This window comes from Kaistia sp. SLG-1 (assembly GCF_059699055.1).
Genome location: NZ_AP048544.1, coordinates 2549587 through 2561666 on the forward strand (window position 1 = coordinate 2549587; position 12080 = coordinate 2561666).

At 66.1% G+C, this 12080-nt stretch carries 11 protein-coding genes; 6 read left to right on the plus strand and 5 right to left on the minus strand.

Features of this window, described 5'->3' with window-relative positions:
* Positions 1–122 precede the first annotated feature (122 nt).
* Entirely contained in the window at positions 123–3050 is a 2928-nt protein-coding gene (gene uvrA / locus AC6HZP_RS11485) for an excinuclease ABC subunit UvrA (protein WP_497526653.1), read from the minus strand.
* Between the two features lie 263 nt (positions 3051–3313).
* Between uvrA and AC6HZP_RS11490 the strand changes: the two genes are divergently transcribed.
* On the plus strand, positions 3314–3820 hold the full coding sequence (locus AC6HZP_RS11490; protein ID WP_201403682.1) for a single-stranded DNA-binding protein: 507 nt from the start codon (positions 3314–3316) through the stop codon (positions 3818–3820).
* Between the two features lie 674 nt (positions 3821–4494).
* On the opposite strand, the gene gbd is transcribed toward AC6HZP_RS11490, so the two are convergent.
* Entirely contained in the window at positions 4495–5622 is a 1128-nt protein-coding gene (gene gbd, locus AC6HZP_RS11495) for a 4-hydroxybutyrate dehydrogenase (protein WP_497526654.1), read from the minus strand.
* A 157-nt stretch (positions 5623–5779) separates the two neighbouring features.
* Between gbd and AC6HZP_RS11500 the strand changes: the two genes are divergently transcribed.
* The 5 genes from AC6HZP_RS11500 (at position 5780) to AC6HZP_RS11520 (ending at position 9870) form a co-directional block, all read left to right on the plus strand.
* On the plus strand, positions 5780–6316 hold the full coding sequence (locus AC6HZP_RS11500; protein ID WP_497526655.1) for a mismatch-specific DNA-glycosylase: 537 nt from the start codon (positions 5780–5782) through the stop codon (positions 6314–6316).
* 33 nt (positions 6317–6349) lie between these two features.
* The gene (locus AC6HZP_RS11505; protein ID WP_497526656.1) at positions 6350–7102 is read left to right on the plus strand and encodes an MOSC domain-containing protein; all 753 of its coding nucleotides are present in this window, start codon (positions 6350–6352) and stop codon (positions 7100–7102) included.
* A gap of 112 nt (positions 7103–7214) precedes the next feature.
* Positions 7215–8024, plus strand: coding sequence for a glycosyltransferase family 25 protein (locus tag AC6HZP_RS11510; RefSeq protein WP_497526658.1), 810 nt, complete (start codon positions 7215–7217; stop codon positions 8022–8024).
* Positions 8025–8180: 156 nt separating this feature from the next.
* On the plus strand, positions 8181–8987 hold the full coding sequence (locus AC6HZP_RS11515; protein WP_497526659.1) for a glycosyltransferase family 25 protein: 807 nt from the start codon (positions 8181–8183) through the stop codon (positions 8985–8987).
* A 112-nt stretch (positions 8988–9099) separates the two neighbouring features.
* A complete protein-coding gene (locus tag AC6HZP_RS11520) occupies positions 9100–9870 on the plus strand; it encodes a glycosyltransferase family 25 protein (protein WP_497526660.1) in 771 nt (256 codons plus the stop codon).
* 8 nt (positions 9871–9878) lie between these two features.
* On the opposite strand, the gene AC6HZP_RS11525 is transcribed toward AC6HZP_RS11520, so the two are convergent.
* From AC6HZP_RS11525 to AC6HZP_RS11535, 3 genes are all read right to left on the minus strand, one after another.
* Positions 9879–10199, minus strand: coding sequence for a hypothetical protein (locus AC6HZP_RS11525; protein WP_201403689.1), 321 nt, complete (start codon positions 10197–10199; stop codon positions 9879–9881).
* Between the two features lie 130 nt (positions 10200–10329).
* A complete protein-coding gene (locus AC6HZP_RS11530; RefSeq protein WP_497526661.1) occupies positions 10330–11253 on the minus strand; it encodes a CHAD domain-containing protein in 924 nt (307 codons plus the stop codon).
* 101 nt (positions 11254–11354) lie between these two features.
* Entirely contained in the window at positions 11355–12014 is a 660-nt protein-coding gene (locus tag AC6HZP_RS11535) for a MarC family protein (RefSeq protein WP_497526662.1), read from the minus strand.
* Positions 12015–12080 lie beyond the last annotated feature (66 nt).

A 12080-nucleotide genomic window follows, 5' to 3' on the forward strand; every position in this document is an offset into this window, starting at 1 on the left:
AACCCTCTCCCTCTGGGAGAGGGTAGGGTGAGGGCCTTGCTTGGCCTCTAGCGTCGAGGCGTCTCAAGACAACCGCAGGGCCAATATGCCCGTCGGGCCCGATACAAGCCGGACCGCACGCTTTACTCCGCCGCGACGGCCTTGCGCTTGCGGTTCGCCTGCTTGGCCTTGTCCAGCACCGGCTTCAGGAAGTGGCCGGTATAGCTGCGCGGCTCCTTGACGATCTGTTCCGGCGTGCCGACCGCGACGATCTCGCCGCCGCCGTCGCCGCCCTCGGGGCCGAGGTCGATGATCCAGTCGGCCGTCTTGATCACTTCGAGATTGTGCTCGATGACGACGACCGTGTTGCCCTGATCGACCAGCGAATGCAGCACTTCCATCAGCTTGGCGACGTCGTGGAAATGCAAGCCCGTCGTCGGCTCGTCGAGGATGTAGAGCGTCTTGCCGGTGGCGCGGCGCGACAGCTCCTTGGCGAGCTTGACGCGCTGCGCCTCGCCGCCGGAGAGCGTCGTCGCCGGCTGGCCGACCTTGACGTAGCCGAGCCCGACCTCCTCCAGCGTCGCCATCTTGTCGCGGATGCCGGGCACGGCCTGGAAGAAGTCGCGCGCCTCCTCGACGGTCATGTCGAGCACGTCGGAGATCGACTTGCCCTTGAACTTCACGTCGAGCGTTTCGCGGCTGTAGCGCTTGCCCTTGCAGACCTCGCAGGTGACGTAGACGTCGGGCAGGAAGTGCATCTCGATCTTGATGACGCCGTCGCCCTGGCAGGCCTCGCAGCGGCCGCCCTTGACGTTGAACGAGAAGCGGCCGGGTCCGTAGCCGCGCACCTTGGCCTCCGGCAGGCCGGCGAACCATTCGCGGATCGGCGTGAACGCGCCGGTATAGGTGGCCGGGTTGGAGCGCGGCGTGCGGCCGATCGGCGACTGGTCGATGTCGATGATCTTGTCGATCAGCTCCAGACCGTCGATGCGGTCATGCGGCGCCGGGTGGATGTGGGCGCCGTTCAGCCGCCGCGCCACGGCGGCGTAGAGTGTATCGATCAGGAAGGTCGACTTGCCGCCGCCGGAAACGCCGGTGACGCAGGTGAAGGTGCCGAGCGGGATGTCGGCGGAAACATTCTTCAGATTGTTGCCGCGCGCGCCGACGACGCTGATCTGGCGGTTCTTGGCGATGGCGCGGCGCTTCTCCGGCACCTCGACCGCCAGCTCGCCGGAGAGATACTTGCCGGTCAGCGAGTTCGGATTGGCCATGATCTCGGCCGGCGTGCCCTTGGCGATGATCTGGCCGCCATGCACGCCCGCCTCCGGGCCGACGTCGACGACATAGTCCGCCGTCATGATGGCGTCCTCGTCATGCTCGACGACGAGCACGGTGTTGCCGATGTCGCGCAAGTGCCGCAGCGTCTCCAGCAGGCGGTCATTGTCGCGCTGATGCAGGCCGATCGACGGCTCGTCCAGCACGTAGAGAACGCCGGTGAGGCCGGAGCCGATCTGCGAGGCCAGGCGGATGCGCTGGCTCTCGCCGCCCGACAACGTGCCGGAATTGCGCGACAGCATCAGATAGTCGAGGCCGACATCGACGAGGAAGGAGAGGCGCTCGCGGATCTCCTTCAGGATGCGGACGGCGATCTCGTTCTGCTTCTCGTTCAGCTCGGCCGGCAGCGCCTCGAACCAGCGCGCGGCGTTGCGGATCGACATCTCGGTGACCTGGGCGATGTGCTTGCCGGCGATCTTGACCGCCAGCGCCTCGGGCTTCAGCCGGGCGCCGCCGCAGGCCTTGCACGGCGTCGAACCCTGGTAGCGCTCGATCTCCTCGCGGGCCCAGTTCGATTCCGTCTCGCGCCAGCGCCGCTCCAGATTGGTGACGACGCCCTCAAAGCTCTTCTGCGTCTTGTAGGAGCGGGTGCCGTCATTATAGACGAACTCGATCTCGCCCTTGCCGGTGCCGAACAAAATGGCGTTCTTCGCCGCCTCGGGGATCTCGTCCCAAGGCTTCGTCATCGAGAATTCGTAGTGCCGGGCGATCGCTTCCAGCGTCTGCGCGTAATAGGGCGAGGACGACTTGGCCCAGGGCGCCACGGCGCCCTGCTTCAGCGAGACGGAGCCGTCCGGCACGACGAGGTCGGGATCGATCTTCTTCTCGGAACCGAGGCCGTCGCATTCCGGGCAGGCGCCGAACGGGTTGTTGAACGAGAACAGCCGCGGCTCGATCTCGGCGATGGTGAAGCCGGAGACGGGGCAGGCGAATTTCTCCGAGAAGATGACGCGGCGCTCATTGCCCTTCTCGTCCTTCTCGTCGGCGAATTCGGCGACCGCGATGCCGTCGGCGAGCTCCAGAGCCGTCTGGAAACTGTCGGCCAGGCGGGCCGAGATATCGCCGCGCACGACGATGCGGTCGATGACGACGTCGATGTCGTGCTTCAGCTTCTTGTCGAGGACCGGGGCCTCGGCGATCTCGAAGAAGACGCCGTCCAGCTTGATGCGCTGGAAGCCCTTCTTCTGCAGCTCGGCCAGCTCCTTCTTGTACTCGCCCTTGCGGCCGCGGATCATCGGCGCCAGCAGGTAGAGCCGGGTGCCCTCCGGCAGCGCCATGACGCGGTCGACCATCTGGCTGACCGTCTGGCTCTCGATCGGCAGGCCGGTCGCCGGCGAATAGGGGATGCCGACGCGCGCGAACAGCAGGCGCATGTAGTCGTAGATCTCGGTGACGGTGCCGACCGTCGAGCGCGGGTTCTTCGAGGTCGTCTTCTGCTCGATCGAGATGGCGGGCGACAGGCCGTCGATCTGGTCGACGTCCGGCTTCTGCATCATCTCGAGGAACTGGCGCGCATAGGCCGAGAGGCTCTCGACATAGCGGCGCTGGCCCTCGGCATAGATCGTGTCGAAGGCGAGCGACGACTTGCCCGAGCCGGAAAGGCCGGTCAGCACCACCAGCTTGTCGCGCGGGATGTCGATGTCGATGTTCTTGAGGTTATGCTCGCGCGCGCCCCGGACCGAAATGAACTTGCCAGAGGTCGCGCTGGTAGACCGCGCGTCAGCATGCTGAGCCATGTGTCGTCTGTCCAAATGGAAGGGGCCGGCGCGGCGGCGCCAAGGCCCAAATTTAGGCTATTGGCCTCTCCATACAAGGAGGCGGCCCGGATTGTCGCGGCATTCGACTGATTCACCTGACCAGATCTTGCCATTTCGACGCCGATTGTCTAGAACAAAAAGAGAACAGGCCGGTCTGATGTGGACAAGACCCGATTGGCGCGGGCGGGCCGTGCCATTTCGGGATAGTTTGGGGCCAGCAATGAGACAAGAAGGAACGGATCATGGCCGGTAGCGTCAACAAGGTCATTCTGGTCGGCAATCTCGGGCGCGACCCCGAGGTTCGGCGTATGAATTCGGGCGAGTCGGTCGTCAATCTGAACATCGCGACGTCGGAAAGCTGGCGCGACAAGCAGAGCGGCGAGCGCAAGGAAAAGACCGAGTGGCATCGCGTGGTGATCTTCAACGAGAACCTCGCGAAGATCGCCGAGCAGTATCTGAAGAAGGGCTCGAAGGTTTACGTCGAGGGCCAGCTGCAGACCCGCAAGTGGCAGGACCAGTCGGGCGCCGAGAAGTTCACCACCGAGATCGTGCTGCAGCGTTTCCGCGGCGAGCTGACCCTGCTCGACGGACGCGCGGGCGGAGGCGAGCAGTCGGATTACCAGGGCGGTGGCGGCAGCGATTTCGGTCGTTCGAGCCCGCTCGAGGCTCCGCGCGGCGGCGGCCAGTCGCGCCAGCCGGCGGCCTCCTCGTCCTACGCGGCCGACCTCGACGACGACATCCCGTTCTAGGATCGGGAAGGGCGCCCTTCACCTCTCCCGTGGGGAGAGGTCGACGGCCGAAGGCCGGCGGGTGAGGGCGTAGGGAACCATCCGGTGAGGACGCAAATCTCACCAGGCTCTTCGAGCTGACCTCTCCCTCAGGAAGGGGGAGGCGAGGTGGTTCGATGGGTTTTAGTATCGAAAACAGAAAGACCCGGGAAGCGATCGTTTCCCGGGTTTTTCTTCGTCTGCCATTTCGCGACAACCGACTTCCAAGCCAATCGACCGGCTCCGCCAACATCCTGCTGGCCCGTAATTCAAGAATGGAATTGGCGCCTTGAACCCTCCCCTTGAGGGAGGGTCAAGACCGCCAGATGGCGGTCTTGGGGAGGGGTTTCTTCGTCGGTTTTGCTGCAGGCTCAGCGAATTGCCCCCTCCCGAAAACGCGAAGGGCGTTTTCGACCTCCCCTCAAGGGGGAGGTTCAAGAAAGAAGGCCAATATTGCGGGCCAGATATTGAGGTGCTTCGCGGGAGCGAAGCCTCGAAGGAGGATCCAGCGCAGCACCGCTGTTTGCAGTCGCAGTCCGGCGAAGCTCGCCCCGCAGTCCCATCCCGGCGTTCCCTGGACCCTCCTTCGAGGCCCGGCTATGCCGGGCACCTCAGGATGATGGTCGAGCTTGTGAGTTCTGCCGGCCGCTCTGCGCTCAGACCATCACTTCATCCAGAATGGCGCGGAATTCTTCCGCCGTCGCGGCGCGCGGGTTGGTGGCGTAGGAATGGTCGGCGAGGGCGCGCTCCACCACCCAGGGCAGTTGATCGTCGGTGACGCCGAGCGTCCGGAGGCCGGCCGGGATATCCAGCCGGCGGTTGAGCGCGTCGAGTTCGTCGGCGAGGTCGGCCGTCTCGGCAAGCCCCATCGCCGCCTGAAGCCGGCGGATCTTCTCCGGCACGGTCTGCTGGTTGAAGCGCAGGATCGATGGCATCAGGATCGCGTTCAGCGTGCCGTGATGCAGGCTCGGGCTCTTCAGGCCGCCGAGCGCGTGGCTCAGCGCATGCACGGCGCCGAGGCCCTTCTGGAAGGCGAGGCCGCCCTGCAGCGCGCCCATCATCATCTCGCTACGCGCCTCCAGATCGCTGCCGTCGTCGAAGGCGCGCCCGATGTGGTCCCAGATCCGGCGCGCGCCGTCGAGGCCGATCGCGTCGGCGACGGGATTGATGCGCGGCGACAGGAAGGTCTCGATGCAGTGCGACAGACCGTCGAGGCCGGTCGCGGCGGTAAGGCCGCGCGGCAGGCCGAGCGTCAGCTCGGGATCGCAGATCGCGCGCTTCGGGATCAGGTGCGGGCTGATGAAGCCGAGCTTGCGGCCGTCGTTCAGCGTCAGCAGCGCGGCGCGGCCGACCTCGGCGCCGGTGCCGGCCGTGGTCGGAACGGCGAGGATCGGCGCCACCTTGCCGCTGATGCGGGCGACGCCACCGAAGATCGCCGCGTAGGGCTCCAGCGGCCCCTCATGGGTCGCGAGCAGCGCGACGCCCTTGGCGAGATCGATCGGCGAGCCGCCGCCGACCGCGACGACGCCGTCGCAGCCCTCGGCCTTGTAGACTTCCAGCGCGGCGAGCACGGCCGCCTCGGTCGGGTTGGTCGGAATATCGAGGAAGACGGGCGCGCCGGCGGGGATGAGGGCGGTGACGCGATCGAGCAGTCCCGACGCCTGCAAACCGCGATCGCTGACGACGAGGGGGCGCTGCACGGCGAGCGCGGTCAGGGCATCCGGCAGAACCGACACCACGCCGGGTCCGAACTCAATCTGCGTCAGGTAGTTGATCGTGCTCATTCCGTGTCTCTTCCCTGTAGGCTCTCGCGGGCCGCGGCCCGGCGGGAGAGTGGCAGCAATGGCGGGCGAGCGACAGATGGTTTTTGCTCGCGGCGTGCATTAATCAGGGCACGACTGGACGCGGCACATCTTGCGCAAGCGAAGGGATTTTCCGCCGATGCCGATCTTGCCGGATGTGCTGGAGCCGGGCCTGAAAATCGTGTTCTGCGGCACGGGCGCCGGAGCGTGGTCGGCGCGCGTGGGCGCCTATTACGCCAATCCCGGCAACAAGTTCTGGCCGACGCTTCATGCGATCGGCCTGACGCCACAGCGGATCGCGGCCACCGATTTCCGCTCGGTGCTCGCTTTCGGCATCGGCCTGACCGACGTCGCCAAGGAGCATGTCGGCCAGGATACGGCGATTGATCTGGCGCTCGTCGACGCGGCGGCGCTGCGCGCCAAGATCGAGGCGAACGCGCCCGCAATCCTCGCCTTCACTTCGAAGCGGGCGGCGAGCCTCTATCTGGGCGAACCGACGGCGGCGATCCCGTATGGACGGCAACAGGCGACGATCGGCGCGACGCGGATCCACGTCCTGACTTCGCCCTCCGGCCAGGCCGGGCCGCACTGGTCGATCGAGCCGTGGCGCGATCTCGCTACCGCCGCGCGTCAGGCTGGACAAACCGGCCGGACTTTGCTCCTCAATGAACGATGACGTAACGGCCCGGTGGGCCGGACAGGAGACGGCATGGCCGAGATCGCTTCGCTCTATCGCTACCCTGTGAAGGGCTTCTCGCCGGAGGCGCTGGAGGCCGCCGATCTGCGTCCGTTTCATCGCTTCGAGAGCGACCGCGCCTATGCGATCGAGAACGGCCCATCCGGCTTCGATCCCGCCGCGCCGGGCCATCTGCCGAAGGCGAAATTCCTCTGCCTGATGAAGAACGCCCGGCTCGCCGCGCTCGACACGCATTTCGATCCGGCGACGCAGGTCTGGACCATCGAGGGCCATGGCGATCGCTTCTCCGCCGACCTGTCGACGCCGGCCGGCCGCGCGGCGACGGAAGCGTTCCTGACCGACTTCATGGGCGACGAGCGGCGCGGGCCGCTCAAGGTGCTGTCGGCGCCGGGCCATGCCTTCACCGATGTCGGCAAGCCCTATGTGTCGTTCATCAATCTCGCCTCCGTCGAGGCGATCGGCGATCTCGTCGGCAAGCCGGTCGATCCCCTGCGCTTCCGCGCCAACATCAATCTTGCGGGGCTCGAGCCCTGGCAGGAGCTTGAGCTGGTCGGCCGCGAGGCGCGGATCGGCGATGTCCGGCTGCGTTTCACCAAGCGCACGCAGCGCTGCGCCGCGACCAATGTAGATCTCGAGACGGCGACGCGCGACCTCGATATTCCCGGCACGCTGCTGCGAAACCTCGATCACATGGATTGCGGCATCTACGCCGATGTGCTCGATGGCGGAACCATCCGGATCGGCGATGCGCTGCGGTTCGACTAGCGGCGACGGCTTGGCGGTTCTCTAGGTCGCTCCGTCGAAAACTCTGACGCGGCGATGGAATCCGCGTTCGACTTTCAGTAGCTTGCCGGCCGAGATTCCAGCGGAGATTGTTGTGCGGGCTGTTGTTATCAATCTGGATCGTTCCCCGGAGCGGCTTGCGTTGTTCGGAGAGCAGGCGGAGCGGCTCGGTTTCGCCTTCGAGCGGCTCGAGGCCGTCGATGCACATGGCCGTGCGGAGACGCGCGGCCCTCTCTCAGCGGCTGAAATCGCATGCTTCGAGAGTCATCGCCGCGCTTGGCAATCGCTGGTCGACAGCGGAGAGGACTGGTTGGCGGTATTTGAGGACGATGTCTTGTTGGCGTCGCCGATCGCCAAGCTCCTAGCCTCCGATCATTGGATTCCTGACAAGACGGATCTCGTCAAACTGGAGACGTTCGACGTTCGGGTCGCGATTGCGGCGAAAGGTGCCGTCGTCGAGGGGGTGTCGCTCCACCGTTTGCAGACCACGCATTGCGGCGCCGCCGGCTACATTCTGTCGAGGCAATGCGCGATCGAACTGCTTGCGAAGACGCAGAACTTCAGCGAACCCGTGGACATTGTGATGTTCGACCAGGAACACGAGGTCTGTCGAAACGTTCGGATCCTCCAGACAGTCCCCGCGGTCTGCATCCAGGAGCGCTTTATCGCCGCGCGAGCCCAGCGACCGCCAAGGACAGCCACCTTGATCCAGTTCTGGGAAAGCGATGGTTCCTTACCGGCGCAGAGTGACAAATCCGTAGAGCGGAAGGGCGTGTTGACGCGTGTCCGGCGCGAAGTAGCGCGCGTCGTACGACAGTTCAGCAATCCCGTACGTGTGTCTCTCTTGTTTCGAAGGGCCATCCGGCCATCCCGTTATCTGGTAGTTCCCTATATCGACGCGTAGTTTTGTTGAATAGAAGACACGTTCGATATCGAACTTTGTTGTTCGAGCGGCTGATACGGACAATTGTCATCCGCAATTATCGGTTCGTCGAGAGTTCGGCGTTGCGCGTGCTGTCTTGTCGTCCGTAAAGGGATGCATGAACTTCGAACGTGCGGAATGGATTTTGGTTTTGTTGGGGAACAGGCCGTGCGCACCTATGTGATCAATCTCGACCGGGCGCAGGCGCGCCTCGCGGCCTTCGACGCGCAGGCGAGGGGGATCGGCCTCGTCTATGAGCGGATCCGCGCCGTCGAGGCCTGTTCGATCGCCGAAGCGCCGGAGGGCATGCTGCCGACAGCGGTGGCCTGTTTCCAGAGTCATCGGCTCGCCTGGCGCAAGATCGTCGAGGGCGGCGATGCCTGGGGGGCGGTCTTCGAGGATGACGTCCTGCTTTCGGCGTCGCTCGCGGGGCTTCTTGCCGAACCGCGCTGGATCCCTCGCGACGCGTCCGTGATCAAACTCGAGACCGTCAACACGCCGACCAAGATGGGCCGCCGCGGCCGGAAGATTGCCGGTTGCCTGGGGTTGCACGAACTGCTGAACTATCATTCTGGCGCCGGCGGCTACCTGATCCGCGCCGACGCGGCGAAGCTTTTTCTTGCCCTGAGCGAGACGATCGAGCGTCCGGTCGACGACGTGCTGTTCGATCTCGCCGTGGCGAAGGAGCGTGGGCTCCGGGTGCTCCAGATGGTGCCGGCGCTCTGCGTCCAGGACCGGGTGCTCGCCGAGATCGACGGGCGGGCGATCGTGCATGAGACCCAGATGCAGACGGTCTCCGCGCCGCTCCTTCGACCCCGGTTGACGTTACGGCAGAGATGGCGGCGAGAGGCCTTGCGTCTTCCGCGCCAGCTTGGGAATGTGGTTCGCAACCTCAGACGTGGAATCGTTTTTCCCGTCAGAATAAGGGTCCCTTTCGAACGATAGGCGAGGAACCACAAGGGGCCCAAATCGTTCTCATGCATGCCGGTTTCAGGGCGTAGCTTTCCAAACAGATTTCGTGCGCCCGCCTGAAACCGGTCTTCCTCTGGGAGGCTTGATGCGGGCGCTTGTGATCAATCTGGACCGTTCGCCGGGGCGACTGATGGCGTTCCGCGAGCAGGCCGACCGGCTCGGCTTTTCCTTCGAGCGCCTCGCCGCCGTCGACGCGTCGACGATCACCACGACGCCGGGCCTTTTGACGCCCAGCGAGGTCGGCTGCTTCGAGAGCCATCGCCAGGCCTGGCTGAAGCTGGTGGAGAGCGGCGACCGATGGCTCGCCGTCTTCGAGGACGACGTGCTGCTGGCGCCGGTGATCCCGACGCTGCTGGCGTCGGATGACTGGATCCCGTCCGGCACGGATGTCGTCAAGCTGGAGACGTTCAACAAGGCCGTTTCGATCGAGCCGAAGGGGTACCCGGCGCATGGCTACCGACTGCATCGGCTTCGCTCGACCCATTGGGGATCGGCCGGATACATCATCTCGCGGCGCTGGGCCGCCCGCCTTCTGAAGCTGACCGAGAGCTACACCGTCCCGGTCGATTGGGCCCTGTTCGATTTCGAGACGGATGGGAGCTTCAAGGCGAAGGTGATGCAGATGGTGCCGGCGCCCTGCATCCAGGAGCAGTGGCTGGCGCACAATGAGGGGCGGATCCCCGTGCACGACACGCTGATCACGCGGGTGCCGCCGCAGCGCCCGGTGCTCAGCCGCGCAGCCAAGTATCGCCGCGAGCTGCGCCGGATCGGCCGCCAGATCGTCGGGATCCCGCGAAAGATCCGCAGGCGGTTCATTCCGCTGCGGCGGATGGTCGTGCCGTATGAGGAGATCTGAAGCGGATCTCAGTGCATCGGCACGACGCGGAAGATGCTCCAGCGCGAGGTGCCGGAAACGACATGCGGCTCCAGCTTCTTGCCCCAGGCGGCATGGGCCGGGTTCTTGCCAATGGTCTCGAAGAATCGCTCCAGCTCGGCGAGGCTCTCCACCGTCAGATTGTTCTCGATGGTGGCTTCGAGCGCCCCGATCGATCCGGTGACGAAGGAGGAGCGGTCAAGATCCAGGCCGGAACTGGCGCCGATGTCGCGCTCCCATTCCTTCATCAGTTCCAGGACTTCCTGCTTGTGCCCGAAGCGGGCGTCGATCTGCCAGCGCGCGATGAACATGGCCGTCCTCCCAGGCTGCGAACCGCCGCGAGAGAGGCGCGGCGCCATGCAAGCGTAGCATGCAGGCGGGACGGCCGATCTTCACGTCTCTGTGGCGGCTGCCGGGATGGGCGGTGACCGGAGAAGGCGGCTACCAGAACGGCTTGGTGGAGCGGAAGCGCCGCCACAGCTCGCCCAGCACCTCGAGCTGTTCGCGCTTGTCGCGGGCCGACCAGCCGAGGACGGCGCCGATCGCCTGGTGCACGGCGGGCGAGGGCGTCTCCGCCGCGATCTGGTCGAGCAGGCGCCGGGTGGTCCTGAGGTCGTTCAGCGCGCCGAGCGCCGTCTGCAGGCCCTTCACATGGGCGCGATAGGCGTGGCGCTTGCGCCGCTTGGGCCAGACCGGCCCCAGGAAGTCGATCGTGTAGCCGAGGCGCTTGGCATCGATGCGCACGCGGTGCCGCTCTTCGTCCGAAAGCTCGGTGATCCGCTTGCCATGGCGCTTCTGCCGGCGCTGGGCGCGCGACAGCTCGCGGGCGGCGCGTGGTTTCAGCTTGTCGGCCAGGCGTTTTGGCGCGGGGGCTCCGCCGGCGCGCCAGGGCGGTTGCGCCAGCAGCAGCGCCAGTCCGAGCAGCAGCTTCTGCGGCAGCGGGCCGTCGAGCCGGGCGAGCATCTGCCGGTAGCCCTCGTTGCGCGCGGCGTTGGCTTCCTCGATCAGGGCGGAAAGATTGGCCACCCCCGCCAGTTCGTCGGCGTGGCGCGGCAGCGTCTCGGTGACGAGGACATCCCAGTCGCGCGCCCGGCCGAGCGCCGCCGCGAGGTCGTGGGCGTCGCTCCGCAGCGCCTTGAAGACGTCGGCCCCGACCCATCGCCCGCACAGGGCCAGCGCGGCGCGCAGCCGGCGCAAGGCGACCCGAAGCGCATGCACCTCGTCCGGCGCGGGCCGGTCGAGTGTCGCCCGCAAGGTCGCCACCAGCTCCGTCTGGCGCTCGGTCAGGATCGCGATGATGGCGGTGTCGACCGATTGCGCGGCGGTCAAATCGGTGGGAGTGCCTGCGCGGCCTGATTTTGCCATGGGGGGTCCTGGTGGCGCCTGCTTGAGCATCTCGCTGTTCTAGATCCGCGCCGCGGAATTGGATACTGGCTTTCGCGAATCACGGTGAACGCGGGGCTCGGTCAGCCGCCGGTGGCGGTCGCCGCGCGGACGATCTCGGTGACGCCGTCGGCGACGAATTGCACGGCGAGCGCGGCGAGCAGGACGCCCAGAAGCCGCGTCAGCACGATGCGGCCGGTATTGCCGAGCATGCGGTCCAGCGGGCCGGCCAGCAGGAAGACGGCGAGGCAGGCGCCGACCAGCGCGCCAACGATGACGAGCAGGCCGACGACGCCCAGCGTGCTCGGCGCCGAGGCGGCGATCAGGATGGTCGCCGAGATCGCGCCCGGGCCGGCGATCAGCGGAATGGCGAGGGGGAAGATCGCCAGGTGATGGATGTCCGCGGGCTCGTGCACGCGTTCGTCCTCGATCGCCTTGGCGGCGTTGGCCATCTTGCGCTGGTCGCGCCGCTCGAAGACCATCTCGAAGCCGATCCAGAATAGCATCAGCCCGCCGGCGATGCGGAAGGCCGGCAGCGAAATGCCGAGAAAGCCGAGCAGGCCCTCGCCGACCAGCGCGAAGGCGTAGAGGATGACGGCGGCCGTGAGCGTGGCGCGGATCGCCGTCTGCCGGCGCTGGTCGCGCGTCATGCCGCGCGTCAGCCCGACGAAGATCGGCGCCAGCCCGATCGGGTCGATGGTGACGAAGAGGGTAACCAGCGCGTTCAGAAGATAGTCGAGCAACGAGGCCCCCTGCGGCGGCGGGAATGGCCCCAATGGTGACAGGCGACGCGCTGCTTCGCCAGTGGG

Excerpts from the sequence above, each read along its gene's own strand:
- AC6HZP_RS11500 (WP_497526655.1), top strand. The coding sequence starts at position 5,780 with ATGCCGATCTTGCCGGATGTGCTGGAGCCGGGCCTGAAAATCGTGTTC.
- AC6HZP_RS11525 (WP_201403689.1), bottom strand. The coding sequence starts at position 10,199 with ATGTTCATCGCGCGCTGGCAGATCGACGCCCGCTTCGGGCACAAGCAG.
- AC6HZP_RS11505 (WP_497526656.1), top strand. The coding sequence starts at position 6,350 with ATGGCCGAGATCGCTTCGCTCTATCGCTACCCTGTGAAGGGCTTCTCG.
- gbd (WP_497526654.1), bottom strand. The coding sequence starts at position 5,622 with ATGAGCACGATCAACTACCTGACGCAGATTGAGTTCGGACCCGGCGTG.
- AC6HZP_RS11530 (WP_497526661.1), bottom strand. The coding sequence starts at position 11,253 with ATGGCAAAATCAGGCCGCGCAGGCACTCCCACCGATTTGACCGCCGCG.
- uvrA (WP_497526653.1), bottom strand. The coding sequence starts at position 3,050 with ATGGCTCAGCATGCTGACGCGCGGTCTACCAGCGCGACCTCTGGCAAG.
- AC6HZP_RS11515 (WP_497526659.1), top strand. The coding sequence starts at position 8,181 with ATGGATTTTGGTTTTGTTGGGGAACAGGCCGTGCGCACCTATGTGATC.
- AC6HZP_RS11490 (WP_201403682.1), top strand. The coding sequence starts at position 3,314 with ATGGCCGGTAGCGTCAACAAGGTCATTCTGGTCGGCAATCTCGGGCGC.
- AC6HZP_RS11520 (WP_497526660.1), top strand. The coding sequence starts at position 9,100 with ATGCGGGCGCTTGTGATCAATCTGGACCGTTCGCCGGGGCGACTGATG.